Origin of the sequence: Streptomyces sp. NPDC006197 (assembly GCF_040613865.1) — a bacterium.
Classification (GTDB): domain Bacteria; phylum Actinomycetota; class Actinomycetes; order Streptomycetales; family Streptomycetaceae; genus Streptomyces.
Map to the genome: position 1 here is coordinate 14123 of NZ_JBEXSZ010000065.1, position 20409 is coordinate 34531.

Consider the following 20409-nt stretch of genomic DNA (forward strand, 5'->3'; position numbering starts at 1 on the left):
CCTCCATGCAACCCGATGCCTCGGACATCGCGCGAATGAGACCTCGAACCTGTGGACAACTCGACGGTCGGCGGATGCCCCGTTCCAGGAGTTATCCACAGGGGTTTCGGATTTCGGGAGATCACGAGACCGTCCTGACCATGAACGCGAATCACCACGAATCCAGTGGACTCTCCCGTACCCAGCAGATCACCCTGCGCGGCCCGGCGGAGCTGGCCGACGCCCTGCCGTTCGTGCTGGGCTTCCATCCCACCGACTCCGTCGTCCTGGTCGCCCTCCACGGCGAGCACGGCCGCTTCGGGGGCCGGGTCAGGCTCGGAATCCCGCGCTCGCCCCGGGAGTGGGCGTCCACCGCCGACCACCTCGCCGAGTGCCTCGTCGAGGGAGGCGCCCGCACCGGCTCCCGGCCGGACGGCATCGTCGTCTTCCTCTGCCAGGACCCCGAACCCGGCGAGACGGGCCGCAGGGTCATGGAGCGGCTGCGGCCGTTCGCACAGCGACTGCGGACCGCCTGCGGCGCCCTCGACATCCCCGTCTACGAGGCCCTCTGCATCACCGACGGGCTCTACTTCTCGTACTGCTGTCCCGACCAGCGCTGCTGCCCGCCCGACGGCACCCCGCTCGCGCTCAGCGGCACCTCGGTGATGGCGGCGGCCGCGACGTACGCCGGAGTGCAGGTACGGGGTTCTCTGCGGGACATGGAGGCCCGACTGAAGCCCCGCGGCGGGCCCGGGGACGAGGAGCAGCGGGCGGCACTCGACGCGGCCGCCGCCTCGATCGTCCCCCGGATCCTCGAAGGCGCCGAAGCACAGGGACGGGAAGAGGTACGCGAAGCCACGCTGCGACTCGCCCGAGAGATCCTCCGCCGGTTCGTGAACCCGAAGAGCCCGAGCGGCCCCGGAGGCCGACCTGGTGCGGTGGGCGCGCCGAGCACGACGCGCCCGGTGCGACCGCTCGTGCCGGGACGAGCCGTCGATGCCACGACCACGGCTGCGGACGACGCGGCCGACGACGCCCTGATCACGACCGACGAGGCGGCAGCTCTGGTCATCGGCCTCCAGGACCGGGTCACCCGGGACCGTGCCGCCGAGTGGATGGAGGGCTGGGAGGGGACCGCCGCCCTGCGGCTCTGGCGCGTCCTGGCCCGGCGCTGCGTCACGCCCTACCAGGAGCACGCCGCCGCGCCCCTCACCCTCGCCGGCTGGACGGCCTGGTCCACGGGCGACGAGCCGACCGCCCGGGTCGCCCTCGGGCTCGCGCTCGACGCCGACCCCGAGTACGTCTTCGCCCGTCTGCTGCACCAGGCGTGCAACGAAGGGCTGAACCCCGAGTCACTCCGTTCCTGTCTGCGCAGCGAGCGGGATGCCCGGGCCGCCTCGGAGCAGAAGGATCCGTCGCCCTCCCGGCGGGTGCGGATGCGGGCCGCTCGTAGGCCGGGCACCCCGCTGACCCTCAAGAAGCCGGGCCGGCAGACCGGCGGGACCGGACGTCGGGCGACGGCCGGCGTCCGCCCCGGCGGGCCCGCGACGGGGAGGCCGGGGAGCGGGACTCCACGGCACGGCGGACAGCGCGGCTCCAGGAGCGGCCGATGACGACCGTGACCCGGCCGCCCGCGAGCGCGTTCACCTCTCTGGCGGAGTCGTACGAACCGTCCCGCCGACAGCCTGCCGGCCGCCCGGTCCGCACAGAGAGCACTCCGTACCCGCCATGGCTCCCAGCCCCGTTCCGGCCCCCGGCCGCCCCGCCGGACCGCCCACCAGCCAGTCGTCCGGACACGCCTCCGGACACACGGCAGGCGCCGGCATCGCGTTCCCGCGCGCGACGCGTCCCGCGGAACTTCCCTCGGTGCACGGCGCGCTCCTCTGCGTGGCGCTGCCCGCCCTCGCCGTCTGTGCCGAGCACGGGCAGCTCACCGGTGAAGGACCCGAGGGGGTGTACGAGGCGGGGCGACGTCTCCTGTCCCGCTGCGTCCTGCGGGTGGCGGGACGTGAACCCGTCGCGCTCCAGGGCCGCATGGCGGCCTCCGACCGGGCGGTGTTCCTCGGCGCCCTGCGCGTCCCCAGCGACACCGGCCCCGACCCCGCCCTCACCGTCGAACGCGTCCGGAGCGCCGACGGAACCGAGCGGATCACCCTGCGCAGCGCCGCGACCCGGCCCCTCCGGCTCCCCGTGGAAGTCGCTCTGGGCACGGATCTCGCGGACCTGGGCACGGTGGCGTCCGGGAGGACCGGCCCCGAACTCGCCGCGAGCGTCCACGGCACCGGACTGCGATGGACCGGCGACGGCCGATCCGTCGCCGTCACGGCGGACCCGCCGCCCATGGACTCCCTGGCGGCGGCTGGAGTACTGCGCTGGGAAGCCGAACTGGCGCCCGGAGCGGCGTTCACGCTCCGTCTGCGGGTGCGAGGGGAGTCGGCCGCCCGCCCCATCGCCTCCACGGGGGCGGGCTCCGGACGGCCCGGCGGCCACCTCCTGGCCGAGGCCCGAGCCGAGGGCGACGACCCGAGGCCGGGGGAACTGCTCCGCGCCTCCGTCGACGACCTGCGCGCCCTGCTCCAGCGAGATCCCACCCACCCCGCGGACGTGTACCTCGCGGCCGGCGTCCCCTGGCGCTGCGGACCGGTCACCTCCGAGGCGCTCTGGGCGGCCCGCATGGCCCTGCCGCTCGGCACCCGGCTCGCCGCCACCACCCTGCGCGCCCTCGGACGCACCCAACTCCCCGGCGACGGAGCGGAGTCCGGCCGCCTTCAGGGGCCCCTCAGGGACTCGGGCCCGTACCTCCCGCCCCGCTGCACGGGCATCGAAGCCACCCTCGCCTTTCCGACCGTGCTCGCCGAGGCGCGCCGCTGGGGGCTCCCGTCCGCGGACCTGGAGGAGCTGCTTCCCGTGGCGGAGCGCTGCCTCCACTGGCTGCGGCGTACGGCCGGCCGGAACGGGTTCGTGCCGGACCCGGGGCCCGCCGGGCCCTGGCGGGCCGAGACCCAGGCACACGCCCACCGCGCCGCCCTGCTCGGCGCCGATCTCCTCGACGGCTGCGGGCGTCCCGGCGGAGACGCCCTGCGCGACGGGGCGCGGACCCTGCGCGAGCGGTTCCGGCGCGAGTTCTGGCTCGACGACCCGGCGGGCGGCCGTCCCGCCGTCGCCCGGACACAGGACGGCCGGACCTGGCCCCAGCTGGGCGGATGGGCCGCGCACCTGCTCGACACCGGGCTGCTGGGCGGCGGTCGGTACGCACCGGGTCTCCTGGACAGGGCGGAGACGGAACAGGTGGCCAGGCTACTCGGTACCCCGGCGCTCGACTCCGGCTGGGGGCTGCGGAGTCTCGGGACCAAGGAGCCGGGCCACAATCCCTTCGGCCACCGGGCCGGAGCGGTCAGGGTGCACGAGACGGCGGTCGCCGTGGCCGGTCTCGCCGCCGCCGGTCACGAGAAGGAGGCCGCCTCCCTCCTGCGGGGACTGCTCGACGCGGCGGAGGCCTTCACCCATCGGCTCCCGGAGATGTACGCGGGGGAGCAGCGGACGACGGGTGGGCGCCCGGTGCCCCACCCGGCGGCGTGCCGACCGGCGGCCGTCGCGGCCGCCGGAGCGGTTCAGGCGCTTCTCGCCCTGGCGGGCATCAGACCTGACGCGCCGGGCCGCTCGGTCTCGGTGCACCCACTGGCCTCCGCCCCGCTCGGCGCGATCAGGCTGTCGGGGCTCGTGGTGGCCGGGGAGGCCTTCGCCGTGCGGGTCGGCAGGCTGGGGCTCGGTATGGTCGAGGAGGCCGCCGAGGGTCTTCAACTGGGGGTGTGAAGGGATGCCGGGCGCAGAGACGCGGGAAGCCTCGCGGCGCGGTGAGGAAGTCGCGGCCGATGCTTTGGCGAGGCGTGTTTATCGTCAGGAAGACGACTATGATCGCGGCATGCCTCCCTACGACCCGTCGGCCTTTCCTCCCTTCGCCGTGACCGTCGACCTGGTCGTGCTCACCGTGCGGAGCCACGCACTCTGCACCCTGGTCGTGCGGCGAGGAGAGTCGCCGTATCAGGGGCGTTGGGCACTGCCCGGCGGTTTCGTGCGGGCCGAGGAGGATCTGGGAGCCGCGGCGGCGCGTGAACTGGTCGAGGAGACCGGCCTCTGCGCCCACGACCCGGCCGCCCCGCCACCCGTGCCGACCAACGGCGCGCACCTGGAGCAGCTGGCGACGTACGGGGCGCCCGACCGCGATCCGCGCATGCGGGTGGTGAGCGTCGCGCACCTGGCGCTGGCACCGGACCTTCCCGCCCCGCGCGCGGGCGGCGACGCGAACAGTGCCCGTTGGGCCCCGGTCGAGGAGCTTCTCGGTGAGGACGAGGCCGCCGAGGACGGGGGACCGGGGGCACTCGCCTTCGACCACGCCCGGATCCTCGCGGACGGAGTGGAGCGCGCCCGCTCCAAGATCGAGTACTCCTCCCTGGCCACGGCCTTCTGTCCGCCCGAGTTCACGGTCGGAGAGTTGCGCCGCGTCTACGAGGCGGTCTGGGGTGTGTCCCTCGACCCGCGCAACTTCCACCGCAAGGTGACCGGCACGCCCGGCTTCCTGGTCCCGGCCGGGGGCACCACGACGCGTCAGGGAGGGCGCCCCGCGCAGCTCTTCCGGGCAGGTGGGGCCACTCTTCTCAACCCGCCGATGCTGCGTCCCGAGGTATGAGAGCCGTGCGCATCCGGCACCCCTGGGCGTCAAACGTGCGCGGAAAGTCCGAAATGTAGCGTTATCTTGCTGCGGTAGCGCCGCCCTGCCGCGGAGCGGTGTCACCTACCGCGAGAGAAGCGATGCTCCAGGCAATCGGACTGACCAGCACTCCCCGCCGCGATCGCCCGCCCGCCGTGGACGATCTGACCTTCGAGGCCCGGCCGGGCGCCGTGACCGCACTCCTCGGCCCCCGGGGGTCCGGCAAGACCACGGCCCTCCGGCTCATGCTCGAACTCGAGCCGGGCCGTGGGGTCACCTACTTCCGGGGCCGGCCGCTGCACCGCATCGCCCATCCGCCTCGCGAGGTCGGCGTACTCCTCGGCGACGTCCCCGGACACCCGTCCCGCACCCTCCGAGGGCAGCTGCGGATGCTCTGCGCCGCCACGGGAGTTCCCGCCGCGCGGGCCGATGAACTGGTGCGGACCGTGGGGCTCACCGGTCTGGAACGTCGGCGGATCGGCACCCTCCCGATCGGTGCGGACCGTCGACTCGGGCTCGCCGCGGCCCTGTTGGGAACCCCTCACACCCTGCTGCTCGACGAGCCGGCCGCGGGGCTCTCCGTACCCGAGAGCGCGTGGCTCCACGAGCTGCTGCGCGCGCACGCCGCCGAGGGGGGAACCGTGCTGTACACCACGGAGGACCCCAAGGACGCGGCCGGCAACGCCGACCGTGTCGTCACCCTCGACGGCGGTCGGCTCGTCGCGGACCAGGACGCCGTCGAGTTCGCCCGCACCCGCCTGCGTCCCCGGGTCGTCGTCCGGACCCCGCACGCCGCGCGCCTGGCCGCGGCCGTCACCCAGGAGGCCAGAGCCGCCCGCCGTCCCGTCGAGGTGGTCGCCGAGGACGGCAATCGCCTCTCCGTCTACGGGAGCGACTGCGCGGCCGTCGGTGACACCGCCTTCCGGCACGGCGTACCGATCCACCGGCTCGCCGACGAGAGAGGAGGTGACGGTGGCGCCGCTGCCGGCCGAGGCAGCGGCGTTGCCGGGCAGGTGCGAAGCGCGCGGGAAGGCGAGGAGGCGGGGGCCCCCGAAAACCGTGCCGCCGCGTCGGCGGGTGCCGGGCAGCCGTCCGGGGCCACGGACCGGAAGGCCCAGGGCGGGAGGCGACCCGCTGCGCGTCGACCCGTGCGCTCGCCTCTGCGCCCGCTGCGGTACGAGCTCCACCGCCTCCTGGGCGTGCCCTCCACCCCGCTCGTCGTGGCCGCCGTCCTGCTCGTCTCCGTGACGCTCGCCCTGCTCCTCGGCCGCGGGGGCCGAGCCGAGCTGCCCGCCGTGGTCACCGGCTGGCCCCCGATCTCCCCGCTGCCGCCCGCGGCCCTCGGGGCCGGGCTGCTCGGGGCCTTCTCCTTCGGAGAGGAGTACCGCTATCCCGCACTCACCACGGGCCGCGGAGCCGTCCCCCGCAGACCGGGTCTGCTGCTCGCGAAGCTCGCCGTGGCCGCGGTCGTCGCCCTGGTGCTGGGGGCGCTCGTCGTGGGGGTCGACCTGGGGGTGCTGCGGTTCGTCTACGGCGCCGAGTTGGTTCCCGTACCACGGAACTGGCCGACCCTCTGCTCGAGTTGGCTGGGCCTGGTCGTCGGCTGCGCATGGGCGGGGGTGCTCGGCGCCGGGGTGTTCCGGGCCGCCGCGGCCGGGGTGGCGGCGGTGCTCGCGGTGCCCGTCGCCTTCGTTCCGCTGTTGCAGAAGGTACTGACGGGGCCATCGGTGCGATCGGCGGCCGGACTCCCGGCACGGCTGCGCGAGTTCGCCGGCCCGCAGTGGTCGCCGGCCCTGGATCGGTGGCTCGCGGGGGTGTTGCGGGTGGTCGGTCAGCCCGCAGGGGTGGCGCTCTCGTTGACGTTGACAGGGTTGCTCTGCGCCTATGTGTTCACCGGCCTTCGCCGTAAGGCCCGTTGGTGATCACTTGTTGATCGAATGGCTCCGGTTCCCCGTCAACTACCTTGAAATATGTCGCAAATGTCCGATTAATCGTCAATTGTGTAGCGAGTGCCGATCACCCTTTCGTGTGCTTTTCACCAAAGACCTCAAGGGCCACGGAGGCAACGCCGACAAAGGATGCGTGAGTACCCTTGCGCACACCATGATGACCGCCGCCCGCCCCGTCGACTCCGGCCTCGGCGCCCCGGGCGATCTCGACCGCTACCCCTACCCGGAGGCGCCCGCCGCCGGCCGTGTGAGCCCGCCCTCCTGGGAGGGCGTGGACACCGACCTGGGGCGCGTCGGCCGCCGGCCCGCCGGCAACCGAGGCCGCGGACTGCACGGGCAGCTCGTCCAGCAGCTCGGCCAGATGATCGTCTCCGGCGACCTCGGGGCCGACCGCCCGCTCGTCCCCGAGGAGATCGGCCAGCGGTTCGAGGTCTCGCGCACCGTCGTGCGCGAGTCGCTGCGCGTGCTGGAGGCAAAGGGGCTCGTCAGCGCCCGCCCGAACGTCGGTACGCGGGTCAGGCCCGTCAGCGACTGGAACCTCCTCGACCCCGACATCATCGAATGGCGCGCCTTCGGGCCGCAGCGCGACGACCAGCGCCGCGAGCTGAACGAGCTGCGGTGGACGATCGAGCCCCTGGCCGCCCGCCTGGCCGCCGGGCACGGCCGCGAGGACGTGCAGCAGCGCCTCGCCGACATGGTCGAGATCATGGGGCACGCGTTCGCCCAGGGCGACGGCATCACCTTCTCGCGGGCCGACGCGGAGTTCCACTCCCTCCTGATCCAGCTGGCCGGGAACCGCATGCTGGAGCACCTCTCCGGCATCGTCACCGCCGCCCTCCAGGTCTCCGGCGGTCCCGTCACCGGCTGCGACCGGCCGAGCGAGGCCTCCCTGGCCCACCATGCCCGGATCGTGGACGCGCTCGCCGCCGGCGACGCCCCCGGAGCCGAGAGCGCCATGCGGCAGCTGCTCACGGTCCACCCCGAGGTGGAGCGCGTCGTCCCCGCCCCTCGCGAACACTGACCCGCGGGCTGTGGCCGGGAGCGCGGAGGCGCGCGCACCGCGTGCCGCCGGGTTCCGGGCGCCACCCGGGACCCGGCAGGGTCTCCCCGGGCGGCACCCGGGGTCCGGCGGCGCGAATGTGCGGCGATCGCCCGCTCTGGCCGTTTCGCCGCAAATGAGGTGTGACTCGGGCCACGAAGATTGGGCGTAACACTCCTCCGAGCCGTGCGATGACCTAAGAGGTGACAGCCGAGGAAGGAATACAGCAGCCGACGGAGGCGCTGTGCAGTTCCCCGGTCCAGCCCGCGCCGTCGACACATTCCCCGTCGGCGGTCGTCGGCTCCAGCCCGATCCAGGGCGGGGCCGGAAGCCGTTTCCATCGTTCCGAGAGGTTGTTCGTGTCGGCCAGCACATCCCGTACGCTCCCGCCGGAGATCGCCGAGTCCGAGTCTGTGATGGCGCTCATCGAGCGGGGAAAGGCTGATGGGCAGATCGCCGGCGATGACGTGCGTCGGGCCTTCGAAGCCGACCAGATTCCGCCAACCCAGTGGAAGAATGTTCTGCGCAGCCTCAATCAGATCCTCGAGGAAGAGGGTGTGACGCTGATGGTCAGTGCAGCGGAGTCGCCGAAGCGCGCCCGCAAGAGCGTCGCAGCGAAGAGCCCGGCCAAGCGCACCGCCACCAAGACCGTCACTGCCAGGACGACCGTGACGAAGAGCACCGTCTCGGCCTCCACGGCCCCCGCGGCCGAGGGCACCGACCCGGCCGACGAGGCCGGATCCCCCGCCAAGAAGGCGGCCGCGAAGAAGACCGTCGCCAAGAAGGCGGTGGCCAAGAAGACCGTCGCCAAGAAGACGGCGGCCAAGAAGACCACGTCCAAGAAGGACGCCGACGAGCTCATCGAGGGCGAGGAGCTCCTCGAGGACGTCGCACCCGGCAAGGGCGACGACGAGGAGACCGAGGGCGAGAGCAAGGGCTTCGTCCTGTCCGACGAGGACGAGGACGACGCTCCGGCGCAGCAGGTCGCCGTCGCCGGTGCCACCGCCGACCCGGTCAAGGACTACCTCAAGCAGATCGGCAAGGTCCCGCTGCTCAACGCCGAGCAGGAGGTCGAGCTCGCCAAGCGCATCGAGGCCGGTCTGTTCGCCGAGGACAAGCTCGCGAACTCGGACAAGCTGGCTCCGAAGCTCAAGCGCGAGCTGGAGATCATCGCCGAGGACGGCCGCCGGGCCAAGAACCACCTCCTGGAGGCCAACCTCCGTCTGGTGGTCTCGCTGGCCAAGCGCTACACCGGCCGCGGCATGCTCTTCCTGGACCTGATCCAGGAAGGCAACCTGGGTCTGATCCGCGCCGTCGAGAAGTTCGACTACACCAAGGGCTACAAGTTCTCCACGTACGCCACCTGGTGGATCCGCCAGGCGATCACCCGCGCCATGGCCGACCAGGCCCGCACCATCCGTATCCCGGTGCACATGGTCGAGGTCATCAACAAGCTCGCGCGCGTGCAGCGCCAGATGCTCCAGGACCTGGGCCGTGAGCCCACTCCGGAGGAGCTGGCCAAGGAGCTCGACATGACCCCCGAGAAGGTCATCGAGGTCCAGAAGTACGGCCGTGAGCCGATCTCCCTCCACACCCCGCTGGGTGAGGACGGCGACAGCGAGTTCGGCGACCTCATCGAGGACTCCGAGGCGGTCGTGCCGGCCGACGCGGTCAGCTTCACGCTGCTCCAGGAGCAGCTGCACTCCGTCCTCGACACGCTCTCCGAGCGCGAGGCGGGTGTCGTCTCCATGCGCTTCGGTCTCACCGACGGCCAGCCGAAGACGCTGGACGAGATCGGCAAGGTCTACGGCGTGACGCGAGAGCGGATCCGCCAGATCGAGTCGAAGACGATGTCGAAGCTCCGTCACCCGTCGCGCTCGCAGGTCCTGCGCGACTACCTCGACTGATCCGTACGAGGTACACGGCGACACACGGAAGGGCCCGGTTCCCCGAGAGGGGGAGCCGGGCCCTCCGGCTTTGCCCGGGTGCACGGCGGGGACGCGTGCTGGACGCTGGGTGAACCGACATCACCCGAGAGTCAGGAGGCTCCATGCGTGGTTTCCTCACCCGAGCATTGACGGGCGCCCTGGGCCTGGCCGCCGCGGCGGCGGGGCACCTTGCCACCGCCGGTCCCGTGGCCGCCGACAGCGTCGTGGTGGGCGGACAGCCGGCCCGGATCAGGGACGCGCCGTGGGTCGTGGCGCTGTCCAGCCGTGACCGGTTCGGGGGTACGCGGGCGGGGCAGTTCTGCGGGGGCGTGGTCGTCGCGCCGACCAAGGTGCTCACGGCGGCCCACTGCCTGGGCCGTGAGGTGCTCGGCGGGGAGCCCTGGGAGGTGCGCGACTTCGTGGTCATCGCCGGTCGCGCTGCGCTGCGCGGTCAGGAGGGGGAGGAAGTCCGGATCTCCGACACCTGGATCAACCCCGACTACGACCCGACGAGCAACTCGGGCGACCTGGCCGTGCTGACACTGGTGAGCGCTCTTCCGCAGTCGTACGTGATCGGCGTCGCCCGGTCGGAAGACGCGGCGTACGCGCCCGGGACGGAGGCGGACGTCTACGGCTGGGGCGACACGACCGGGCACGGGGCCTACTCCTCCGCGCTGCGGACGGCGCGCGTCCAGGTGCTGCCGGACACGGCGTGCGAGCGGGCGTACCCGGGCGGTTTCGGTGTCCGCTACCAGCGCGGGACGATGCTGTGCGCGGGCGACCCGCAGGGAGGGAAGGACGCGTGCCAGGGAGACAGCGGGGGCCCGCTGGTGGCCAAGGGGCTCCTCGTCGGCCTCGTGTCCTGGGGCAGCGGCTGCGGGCAGGCGGAGAACCCGGGCGTCTACACGCGGGTCTCCGCGGTGCTCCCGGCGCACTTCTGACGCACGCCTCGAAGGACGGGCGCGGGTCCGCTCTGAATCCCGACGGGGACGGAGGACGCCGATTCCGCCGAGGACAGGGAGACGCCGATTTCGCTGGAGGCGGAAGGGCGTCGGGTACGAGAACGGGCGGTCACCCCCGCGAAACGCGTGGGGCGACCGCCCGTCGTCCGGTCAGCGACCGGCCCTGGGCTCGTCGTGGATGGCGTCAGGCGTGGTCTTCGCCCATCGTGCGGGCCGGCACGTCCGTGAGCCGGTCCGTCTCATCCTGTATCTCAACGGCGATCTTCTTGAGTTCCGGCTCGAACTTGCGTCCGTGGTGGGCGCAGAAGAGCAAGTCACCTCCGCTGGTCAGAACGACGCGCAGGTATGCCTGGGCGCCGCAGCGGTCGCAACGGTCAGCGGCCGTCAGGGGGCTCGCGGGGGTCAGAACAGTAGTCACGTCGCCTCTTCTCTAGCTCGACGAGCTGTCGTACCAGGGTCAACATCCAACCAGGCCGAAAACGTTCCCGCTCGTGGCTTTTCCTTGAAACTTCTTCCCAAGGTGGCTGTCTGCTGCCGGTTGGCGGCGAATGAGCCGTATTGCGTCGCTCTACGGATTTCGCGTTGCTTGTGTCGGTTAGCCCTCCCGGCGGGGATGCCGGTTGTTCATGAGGACGTGCCCGGAGCCTAAATGGTTCATGCCTGGAAGGGAACGTGATGTTCACGTCACCCCATCGAGGGATCGAACATCCATGCGAGGCTGGACTAGCATGAGGAATCGGGGAGGGTGGCGTTACAACGGCTCTACCAGGCATCGGTACCCTCTGAGCGGTGACCGACGCCGGGCCTTACCCCACCGGGCCAGATTTCAAATTCAGCGAGGAGCGAACCGCGTGACCGCCGAGACGTCCGTGCCGTCCAGTGCGCTGCTGACCGCAGACCGTGACGGTTCCAACTACACCGCTCGGCACCTGCTCGTACTCGAAGGGCTCGAAGCGGTCCGCAAGCGCCCCGGCATGTACATCGGGTCCACCGACAGTCGCGGCCTGATGCACTGCATCTGGGAGATCATCGACAACTCGGTCGACGAGGCCCTCGGTGGCTACTGCGACCACATCGAGGTCATCCTCCACGACGACGGCTCCGTCGAGGTCCGGGACAACGGCCGGGGCATCCCGGTCGACGTCGAGCCGAAGACCGGTCTCTCCGGCGTCGAGGTCGTCATGACCAAGCTGCACGCCGGCGGAAAGTTCGGCGGCGGGTCGTACGCGGCGTCCGGTGGTCTGCACGGCGTCGGCGCCTCCGTCGTCAACGCCCTGTCCGCCCGCCTCGACGTCGAGGTCGACCGGAACAGCGCGACCCACTCCATCTCCTTCCGCCGCGGCGTCCCCGGCATCTTCACCGAGCCGGGCCCCGACAGCCCCTTCGACCCGGCCAACGGCCTGATCAAGGGCAAGCGCGTCCCCAAGACGCGCACCGGCACGCGCGTCCGCTACTGGGCGGACCGGCAGATCTTCCTCAAGGACGCCAAGCTCTCCCTGGAGACGCTCCACCAGCGCGCCCGGCAGACCGCCTTCCTCGTCCCGGGCCTCACCATCGTCGTCCGCGACGAGCGGGACCTGGCCGGCGTCGGCAAGAGCGAGGAGACCTTCCGCTTCGACGGCGGCATCAGCGAGTTCTGCGAGTACCTCGCCCAGGACAAGGCAGTCTGCGACATCCAGCGCCTCACCGGGCAGGGCACCTTCAAGGAGACCGTCCCGGTCCTCGACGAGCGCGGCCACATGACCCCGACCGAGGTCACCCGCGAGCTCGCCGTCGACGTCGCCCTGCGCTGGGGCACCGGTTACGACGCCACGGTCAAGTCCTTCGTCAACATCATCGCCACCCCCAAGGGCGGCACCCACGTCTCGGGCTTCGAGCAGGCCGTCACCAAGACGGTGAACGAGGTGCTGCGCTCGGCCAAGATGCTGCGCGTCGCCGAGGACGACATCGTCAAGGACGACGCCCTGGAGGGGCTCACGGCCGTCGTGACGGTCCGCCTCGCCGAGCCGCAGTTCGAGGGGCAGACCAAGGAGATCCTCGGCACCTCCGCCGCCCGCCGGATCGTGGCCAACGTGGTGGCCAAGGAACTCAAGGCCTTCCTCACCTCCACCAAGCGGGACGCCAAGGCGCAGGCCCGCGCCGTGCTCGAGAAGGCCGTCGCCGCGGCGCGGACCCGGATCGCGGCCCGGCAGCACAAGGAGGCGCAGCGCAGGAAGACCGCGCTCGAGTCCTCCTCGCTGCCGGCCAAGCTCGCGGACTGCCGCAGCGACGACGTGGAGCGCAGCGAGCTCTTCATCGTCGAGGGAGACTCGGCCCTCGGCACGGCCAAGCTCGCCCGGAACAGCGAATTCCAGGCCCTGCTGCCGATCCGCGGAAAGATCCTCAACGTCCAGAAGTCGTCCGTCGCGGACATGCTGAAGAACGCCGAGTGCGGTGCGATCATCCAGGTCATAGGAGCGGGCTCGGGCCGCACCTTCGACATCGACGCCGCCCGGTACGGCAAGGTCATCATGATGACCGACGCCGACGTCGACGGCTCCCACATCCGCACCCTGCTGCTCACGCTCTTCCAGCGCTACATGCGGCCCATGGTCGAGCAGGGCCGGGTCTTCGCCGCGGTGCCGCCGCTGCACCGGATCGAGCTCGTCCAGCCCAAGAAGGGCCAGGACAAGTACGTCTACACGTACTCGGACAACGAGCTGCGGCAGACCCTGCTGGAGTTCCAGCGCAAGGGAGTCCGCTACAAGGACGCCATCCAGCGCTACAAGGGTCTGGGCGAGATGGACGCCGACCAGCTCGCGGAGACCACGATGGACCCGCGCCACCGCACCCTGCGCCGGATCAACATCGGCGACCTGGACGCGGCGGAGCAGGTCTTCGACCTCCTCATGGGCAACGACGTGGCGCCCCGCAAGGAGTTCATCACCGGCTCGGCGGCGACGCTCGACCGCTCGCGCATCGACGCCTGAGCGTCTCCACCCGTGGGTGGAGCTCCACGCTCCACCCACGGGCCGATCACATCGACGCCTACTCTCCGTAGCATCGAAGTGTCGGAGGGGGACGGACATGGGCGAGAAGCGCGATCCAGGGCTCGTGAGCACGAGTGCGAGTGCGAGTAGGGGCGGACGGGAGCGGACCGACAGGGGGCGTCCGCGCGGTGCTTTCTGGCGCTCCTGGCCCTCGCGGGAGGCACTCACCCGCGTCGGTGTGCCCCGGGGCCGGATCGTCCTCGACCACATCATGATCGTGGGCCTGAGCGTCCTGGTGGTGACCGGCTGCTACACCTCGGGCGCGTTCGACGGCTGGTACGCGCCCTTGCCCCCGCTGGGGTTCGGGCTGTGTGTGATCGTGGCGCTGCGGTATCACCACACGACCCTGGACCACCGCCTGGCGGCCTCGCTGGGACTGCTCGCGGTGATCGCGCTCTGCGGCCTCGGAGCCTATGCGGCGGGCGCCCCGACCCCCGCGACGGTGATCTGGATCGTCGTCTCGGTCATGGCGATGGAGAGACTGCCGCTCCCCGCGGGACTGGCCACCGTGGCGGTCCTCGTGCCCGGGTTCGTGGAGGCCGACGAGACGGGGATCGTCGGGGCCGGTCTCACCACGGCGGCCGTACTGCTCGCCGGCTACTCGCTCCGGCTGGACGCCGAGGCACGGGGGGCCGGGTTCCAACTGCTCGCCCAGGAAAGGCTCGCCCGGGAGGCGGAGGCCGCCTCGGCGGCGCTCGCCGAACGGGCCAGGATCGCCCGGGAGATACATGACGTGCTCGCGCACAGCCTCTCCGCCCAGATGGTGCACCTGGAGGTCGCACGGCTCCAGATCGAGGCCGGAGCGGACCGCTCGGAGATCCTCAAGCTCGTGACCTCGGCCCGTTCCATGGCCAGAGAGGGGCTCGCCGAGACCCGTCACGCGCTCTCGGCCCTGCGCGGGGACATGGCGCCGGTCGAGGACTACCTGCGGGAGTTGGCGCGGGAGGACCGTGCCGAGGTCGATGTCACCGGCGAGCGCCGGGACCTGCCCGCCGAGGCCTCGCAGGCGGTGCGGCGGGTCGCGCAGGAGGCCCTCACCAATATCCGCAAGCACGCGCCGGGTGCCCGGGCCAGGATCCGGTTCGCCTACGGGACGGACGAGGTCTCCCTGGAGATACGAGACTCCGGGCCGCCTCGGGCGGTCGACGGCGCACCAGGGGCGGAGGAGCTGGGGTCCTCAGGCTCCGGGTACGGACTGCTCGGCATGAGAGAGCGGGCCGAACTGCTCGGCGGCAGCCTGGACGCGGGGCCTGAGGGACCCGGGTTCACGGTGCGGCTGCGGGTGCCGGCGTGAGCGCCGCGAACGGCGACCGGGTCGTACGAGTCGTCGTCGCCGACGACCAGGCCGTCGTGCGGGAGGGGATCGTGATGCTGCTGGGCCTGCTTCCCGGGATCGAGGTCATCGGGGCGGCCCGGGACGGGGAGGAGGCGGTTGCGCTCACCGCCGAGCTCGCTCCCGACGTCGTTCTGATGGATCTGCGGATGCCCCGCTGCGACGGCGTCGAGGCCACTCGTCGGATTCGCGACCGGCACCCCGGGACGGAGGTCGTCGTGCTCACCACCTACGCCGACGACGACTCGTTGTTCCCGGCGCTGAGGGCCGGGGCGCGCGGTTACCTCACCAAGGACGCCGGCGGGGAGGAGATCGAGCGGGCCGTTCGGGACGTGATCGACGGGCGGGCCGGGCTCTCCCCCTCCGTGCAGCGGCGGCTCCTCGAGCGGCTGATCGACCGGGAGGACCAGGACGACCGGGAGGGCCAGGGTGACCGGGAGGGGCAGGGCGAACGGGCCGGTCGGACTGGTCCTGGGACCGGGACCGGGCCCAGGGCCGGGTCCGGGCCGCGGTCGGTGACGGGCGGGGGCCCTGGGGCGGCGCCGGGGACGGGCGGCTCGTCCGGACCGTACGCCGACGGGCTGACCGAGCGGGAGACGGAGGTGCTCGCGCTGGTCGCGGACGGCCTGTCCAACTCGGAGATCGCGGGGCGGCTGCGGATCTCCACGGCCACGGTGAAGACCCATATCAACAACCTCTTCGCCAAGACCGGGGTGCGCGACCGTGCCCAGGCCGTGCGGTACGCATATCAGCACGGTCTGGTCAGGGCGCCTGGGAGAAGAGTCACCTGATGGGGTGAAGAGAGGGGGGAGAAGAGTCCGGGATGTTCCCGCTCTGTCCATCCTTGGGCACGCGGCCGAAACGGTTCGCTGACAAGGAGAGTTGGTCGGTGGAGCAGGTGGACAGGCAAGAGGGGCGCGACGTTACGGCGATGGCGGTCGACGACCCCTGGCACGACGCGACGGCTTCCGGTTGGAGCGGGGAGGCAACGGCCGGGGTGCCCGGAGACGGTCGCCCCGACGCGGTGCCGAGGCAGCGGGTCCACAGCGCGGCGGAGATCTATCTGGAAGTCCAGCGGAGTCCCGCTTTCCAGGAAGTGCGGGGCCGCTACCGCCGGTTCGTCTTCCCTGCCACCCTGGCGTTCCTCCTGTGGTACCTCGCCTATGTGGTGGCGGCGACCGTCGCACCCGGGCTGATGGCGCGGCCGGTGGCCGGAGCGGTCAACGTGGCGATGGTCGCGGGGCTCGGACAGTTCCTCACCACCTTCCTGCTGACCTGGGCGTACGCGCGCCATGCGCGGCTGCGCAGGGATCGGGCCGCGCTGGAACTGCGCTGGGACACGCAGGAGATGACCCGAGGGGTGGTGCAGCCGTGATCGGAAGCCACCAGACCCTGGCGCTCGTGCTGTTCAGCGTGTTCGTCGCCGTGACCCTGGGGATCACTACCTGGGTGAGCCGCCACCGCCACGGTTCGGCGGAGGAGTTCTACGCCGGAGGGCGACTGTTCTCCCCTCTGGAGAACGGGTTCGCCATCGCCGGGGACTACATGTCCGCGGCCTCCTTCCTGGGCATCTCCGGGCTGATCGCGCTCTACGGCTACGACGGCATGCTGTACTCCGTCGGCTTCCTCGTCGCCTGGCTGCTCGTGCTCCTGCTGGTCGCCGAACTGGTGCGCAACTGCGGGCGGTTCACGCTGGCCGACGTCGTCGCCGCGCGGATGGCGGAGCGGCCGGTGCGGATCGCCGCCGGAACGTCCTCGGTGGCCGTCTCCGTGCTGTACCTCGTGGCCCAGATGGTGGGCGCGGGGAGCCTGGTGGCGCTGCTGCTCGGCGGTTCCAGCGAGGCCGCGCGTTCGTGGACGGTGATCGGCGTGGGCGCGCTGATGGTGATCTACGTGACGCTCGGCGGCATGCGGGCCACCACGTGGATCCAGATCGTCAAGGCGGTCCTGCTCATGGCGGGCACGATCGCGCTCACCGTCCTCGTCCTGATCCGGTTCCACGGCGACGTGAACAGCCTGCTCTCCACCGCGGCCGAGCGCAGCGGGCACGGCCTGGGCTTCCTCGCGCCCGGGCTGCGCTACGGCGGGGACTGGACGGCCCGCCTCGACTTCATCAGCCTCGGACTCGCCCTCGTCCTGGGCACGGCGGGGCTGCCGCACATCCTGTCGCGCTTCTACACCGTGCCGACCGCCCGTGCCGCCCGTCGCTCCGTCGTCTGGTCCATCGGGCTCATCGGCAGCTTCTACCTGATGACCATCGTGCTCGGCTTCGGCGCGGCCGCGCTGATCGGCCCCGACGAGGTCCGTGCGTCCAACGCCTCCGGGAACACCGCCGTGCCGCTGCTCGCCCTCGACCTCGGCGGCGGCGCGGGCTCCACCGGCGGCATCGTGCTCTTCGCGGTCGTCGCCGCCGTCGCCTTCGCGACCATCCTCGCCGTCGTCGCGGGGATCACGCTGGCCTCCTCGGCCTCCGTCGCCCACGACCTGTACACCTCGCTGCGCCGTCGGCACGCGAAGCAGTACAGCGAGGTGGCCGTGGCCAGGGTCGCCGCCGCCGGGATCGGGGCCGCCGCCATCGGCCTCGGACTGCTCGCCCGCGATCTCAACGTGGCCTTCCTCGTCGGCCTGGCCTTCGCGGTCGCGGCCTCCGCCAATCTGCCGGTGCTGCTCTACTCGCTGTTCTGGCGGAAGTTCACCACCCGGGGCGCGGTCTGGTCGGTGTACGGCGGTCTGATTCCCGCGGTGCTGCTCGTCCTGGTCTCCCCGGTCGTCTCGGGCAGCCCGGAATCGCTGTTCCCAAGCGTCGACTTCCACCTCTTCCCGCTGCAGAACCCGGGAGCGGTCTCCATCCCGCTCGGCTTCCTGGCCGGATGGATCGGTACGGCCACCTCGCCCGAACCGCCCGACGAGGCCCGGCACGCGGAGACCGAGGTGCGCTCTCTGACGGGCGCGGGTGCCGTCTGACCGCCCCGGGCGGGGCGTCAGCCGGTGGACGGTGAGCTCGCCCAGGCGTACCGGTGCTCGGGGCGGCCCGTCTCGCCGTACCGGAGGGAGAGGCGGACCCGGCCGGTGCGTTCCAGGAGCTTGAGATAGCGCTGTGCGGTCTGGCGGCTGACGCCGGCCCGCTCGGCGATCTCCTGCGCGGACAGCGGGCCGTCGGCGGCGAGCAGTACCTGCCGGACCACCTCGGCCGTGGTGGGGGAGTGGCCCTTGGGCAGGTCGGGCGTCACGGCGCCCGCCGACAGGGCCCCGAAGATCCGGTCCACCTCGGCCTGCTCGGCCTCGCCGCCGGTCTCCAGGGCGCGGCGGAGCTTCGCGTACGCCTCCAGCTTGGCGCGGAGCCCGGCGAAGTTGAACGGCTTGACCAGGTACTGCAGTGCCCCGTGCCGCATCGCCGACTGCACGGTGGCCACGTCACGGGCCGCCGTCACCATGATCACGTCGCACTGGTGGCCGCGTGCGCGGAGTTCGCGTACCGCCGCGAGCCCGTTCTCGTCGGGCAGGTAGTGGTCCAGGAGGATCAGGTCGACCGGCTGTGCGTCCAGGGCGGCGAGCGCCTCGGCGGTCGAGTGGGCGAGGGCGACGACCCGGAAGCCGGGCACCTTGGCGACGTAGGCGGCGTTGATCCGCGCGACCAGCACGTCGTCGTCCACCACGAGTACGTCGATCATCGCGCCTCCTCGGAGGACGCCGGGGAGAGGGACGCCGGGCCGGAGGACGCCGGGGCGGAGGACTCCGGGCCGGTGGACTTCGGGTCGGCGGATTCCGGTTCGGTCAGGGCGTCCGGGAGGACGACCGTGAACACGGCGCCGCTCTCGGCGCCGTCGGCCACCTCGGCGGTGCCGCCCCGGCGCTCGGCGAGCCGGCGCACCAGGGCGAGGCCGAGCCCGCGCTTGCCGTGGGACGGCAGCGCCTTCGTCGTCCAGCCCTCGGTGAAGATCAGCTCGCGGCGGTCCTCCGGGACGCCCGGGCCGCTGTCCGAGACCCGCAGCACCACCGTACGGCCCTCGGCGCGGAAGGAGGCCTCGATGCGGGCGCCGGGGGTGCCGGCGACGGCGTCCAGGGCGTTGTCGACCAGGTTGCCGACGACGGTAACCAGCTCGCGAGGGTCGACGAGCCGGTCCGGCAGCAGGGAGTCGGGCGCGAGCCGCAGCGAGACGCCCCGCTCGGCGGCGACGGTCGCCTTCCCGACCAGGAGCGCGGCGAGGAGCGGGTCGTGGACCTTCTCCGTGACCTGCTCGGCGGTGGCCCGGTGCACGCCGACCACCTCCGTGACGAACTCGACCGCCTCCTCGTGCATCTCCAGCTCCAGGAGACCGAGGAGGGTGTGCAGCCGGTTGGCGTGCTCGTGGTCCTGGGCGCGGAGCGCGTCGATCAGGCCCCGGGTGGAGTCGAGCTCGCGTCCGAGGCGTTCCAGTTCGGTGCGGTCGCGGAGGGTCGCCACCGCGCCGCCGTCGTCCGTGGGCATCCGGTTGGCGATCAGCACCCGGTGCCCCCGGACGGTGAGCAGGTCCTCGCCGGTGACCCGGCCCGCGAGGACGTCGGCGGTGCGTCCGGCGCCGAGGACCTCGTCGAGCGGCCGGCCCGCCGCCTCGGGGCCGAGGCCGAGGAGGCGCTGCGCCTCGTCGTTCATGAGTCGTACGGACCCGTTCCGGTCGAGGGCCACGACGCCCTCGCGGATGCCGTGCAGCATGGCCTCGCGCTCGGCGAGCAGGGCGGAGATGTCGGAGAAGGCCAGGTCGTGGGTCTGCCGCTGGAGCCGCCGGGAGATCAGGTAGGCCGCGAGCGCCCCGGCCGCGAGCGCGCCGCCCGCGTAGGCGAGGAGGCCGGGGATGGCGGCCAGGAGCCGGTCGCGGACGCTGTCGTACTCGATGCCGACGGAGACCGCGCCGACGATCCGCCCGTCGGCGTCCCGCAGCGGCACCTTGCCGCGTGCCGAGCGGCCCAGGGTGCCGCTGTCGATCTCCATCACCTCGTGACCGGCGAGGGCGCTGCTCGGGTCCGTGGAGACGACCCTGCCGATCTCGGCGGGGTCGGGGTGCGACCAGCGCACCCCGTGGGTGTCCATGACCACGATGTACTCGGCGCCCGTGGAGGTCCTGATCCGCTCCGCCTCGGTCTGGACCGGGCCCCGCGCGGACGGCGGGCTGCCGGTGAGGTCCGCGGCGAGCCGGGGCGACGCGGTGGTCCCGGCGATGGCCAGGGCCCGCCGCATGGCCTGGTCGTCGAGCTGGGCGCTCAGCGGGGCGAGGAAGAGGCCGGTGGCGAGGACGGTCACACCGGCCGCGACGGCCAGCTGCATCAGCAGGACCTGCGAGAACACCCGCTGCGGCCACCCGAACCGTCGACGGCGCGCCTGGGGGCGCGGGGGGCCGGTCTGTGCGGGGCTCATGCCGGAAACGGTAAGGGGACGCGGCCCGGGACCGGAAATGGTGACGGAACGGACGCCTATTCTGGGGGTTTCCCACACCCGTGGGACTCG

The 20409-nt window shown here is 72.3% G+C and carries 15 protein-coding genes; 12 read left to right on the forward strand and 3 right to left on the reverse strand.

All coding sequences use genetic code 11. From position 1 onward, the window contains the following. The first annotated feature begins 140 nt into the window (after positions 1-140). From ABZ318_RS20995 to ABZ318_RS21025, 7 genes are all read left to right on the forward strand, one after another. Positions 141-1592 carry a DUF4192 domain-containing protein gene (locus tag ABZ318_RS20995; protein ID WP_356903980.1) on the forward strand — a complete coding sequence of 484 codons (1452 nt, stop codon included), beginning with the start codon at positions 141-143 and terminating at the stop codon, positions 1590-1592. Between the two features lie 115 nt (positions 1593-1707). Beyond that, positions 1708-3792: a glycogen debranching N-terminal domain-containing protein gene (locus ABZ318_RS21000; RefSeq protein ID WP_356903981.1), complete on the forward strand. Its 2085-nt coding sequence runs from the start codon at positions 1708-1710 to the stop codon at positions 3790-3792. A 109-nt stretch (positions 3793-3901) separates the two neighbouring features. Next, a complete protein-coding gene (locus ABZ318_RS21005) occupies positions 3902-4666 on the forward strand; it encodes an NUDIX domain-containing protein (RefSeq protein WP_356903983.1) in 765 nt (254 codons plus the stop codon). A 122-nt stretch (positions 4667-4788) separates the two neighbouring features. Continuing rightward, positions 4789-6609, forward strand: coding sequence for an ABC transporter ATP-binding protein (locus ABZ318_RS21010; protein ID WP_356903984.1), 1821 nt, complete (start codon positions 4789-4791; stop codon positions 6607-6609). Positions 6610-6769: 160 nt separating this feature from the next. After that, positions 6770-7657, forward strand: a complete 888-nt coding sequence (locus ABZ318_RS21015; protein WP_356903985.1) for a FadR/GntR family transcriptional regulator — start codon at positions 6770-6772, stop codon at positions 7655-7657. A gap of 377 nt (positions 7658-8034) precedes the next feature. Continuing rightward, positions 8035-9582, forward strand: a complete 1548-nt coding sequence (locus tag ABZ318_RS21020) for an RNA polymerase sigma factor (RefSeq protein ID WP_356903986.1) — start codon at positions 8035-8037, stop codon at positions 9580-9582. A 143-nt stretch (positions 9583-9725) separates the two neighbouring features. After that, positions 9726-10544 (forward strand): serine protease, encoded by an 819-nt coding sequence (locus tag ABZ318_RS21025; protein ID WP_356903987.1) that lies wholly within the window; start codon positions 9726-9728, stop codon positions 10542-10544. A gap of 205 nt (positions 10545-10749) precedes the next feature. On the opposite strand, the gene ABZ318_RS21030 is transcribed toward ABZ318_RS21025, so the two are convergent. Continuing rightward, positions 10750-10983 carry a hypothetical protein gene (locus ABZ318_RS21030; RefSeq protein WP_030687247.1) on the reverse strand — a complete coding sequence of 78 codons (234 nt, stop codon included), beginning with the start codon at positions 10981-10983 and terminating at the stop codon, positions 10750-10752. A 433-nt stretch (positions 10984-11416) separates the two neighbouring features. On the opposite strand from ABZ318_RS21030, the gene ABZ318_RS21035 reads away from it, so the two are divergent. The 5 genes from ABZ318_RS21035 (at position 11417) to ABZ318_RS21055 (ending at position 17891) form a co-directional block, all read left to right on the forward strand. Continuing rightward, complete coding sequence (locus tag ABZ318_RS21035; RefSeq protein WP_356903988.1) at positions 11417-13534, forward strand: DNA topoisomerase IV subunit B; 2118 nt, start codon at positions 11417-11419, stop codon at positions 13532-13534. A 238-nt stretch (positions 13535-13772) separates the two neighbouring features. Further along, positions 13773-14888 (forward strand): histidine kinase, encoded by a 1116-nt coding sequence (locus tag ABZ318_RS21040; RefSeq protein ID WP_356903989.1) that lies wholly within the window; start codon positions 13773-13775, stop codon positions 14886-14888. Between the two features lie 74 nt (positions 14889-14962). Further along, positions 14963-15718, forward strand: a complete 756-nt coding sequence (locus ABZ318_RS21045; RefSeq protein ID WP_356904000.1) for a response regulator transcription factor — start codon at positions 14963-14965, stop codon at positions 15716-15718. Between the two features lie 107 nt (positions 15719-15825). Continuing rightward, on the forward strand, positions 15826-16302 hold the full coding sequence (locus tag ABZ318_RS21050; RefSeq protein WP_356904001.1) for a DUF485 domain-containing protein: 477 nt from the start codon (positions 15826-15828) through the stop codon (positions 16300-16302). After that, positions 16299-17891 (forward strand): cation acetate symporter, encoded by a 1593-nt coding sequence (locus tag ABZ318_RS21055; protein WP_356903990.1) that lies wholly within the window; start codon positions 16299-16301, stop codon positions 17889-17891. The genes ABZ318_RS21050 and ABZ318_RS21055 overlap by 4 nt, the downstream gene beginning before the upstream one ends. Positions 17892-17908: 17 nt before the next feature. On the opposite strand, the gene ABZ318_RS21060 is transcribed toward ABZ318_RS21055, so the two are convergent. Then, positions 17909-18598, reverse strand: coding sequence for a response regulator (locus ABZ318_RS21060; protein ID WP_356903991.1), 690 nt, complete (start codon positions 18596-18598; stop codon positions 17909-17911). Continuing rightward, entirely contained in the window at positions 18595-20319 is a 1725-nt protein-coding gene (locus ABZ318_RS21065) for a sensor histidine kinase (RefSeq protein ID WP_356903992.1), read from the reverse strand. The genes ABZ318_RS21060 and ABZ318_RS21065 overlap by 4 nt, the downstream gene beginning before the upstream one ends. Positions 20320-20409: the final 90 nt, after the last annotated feature.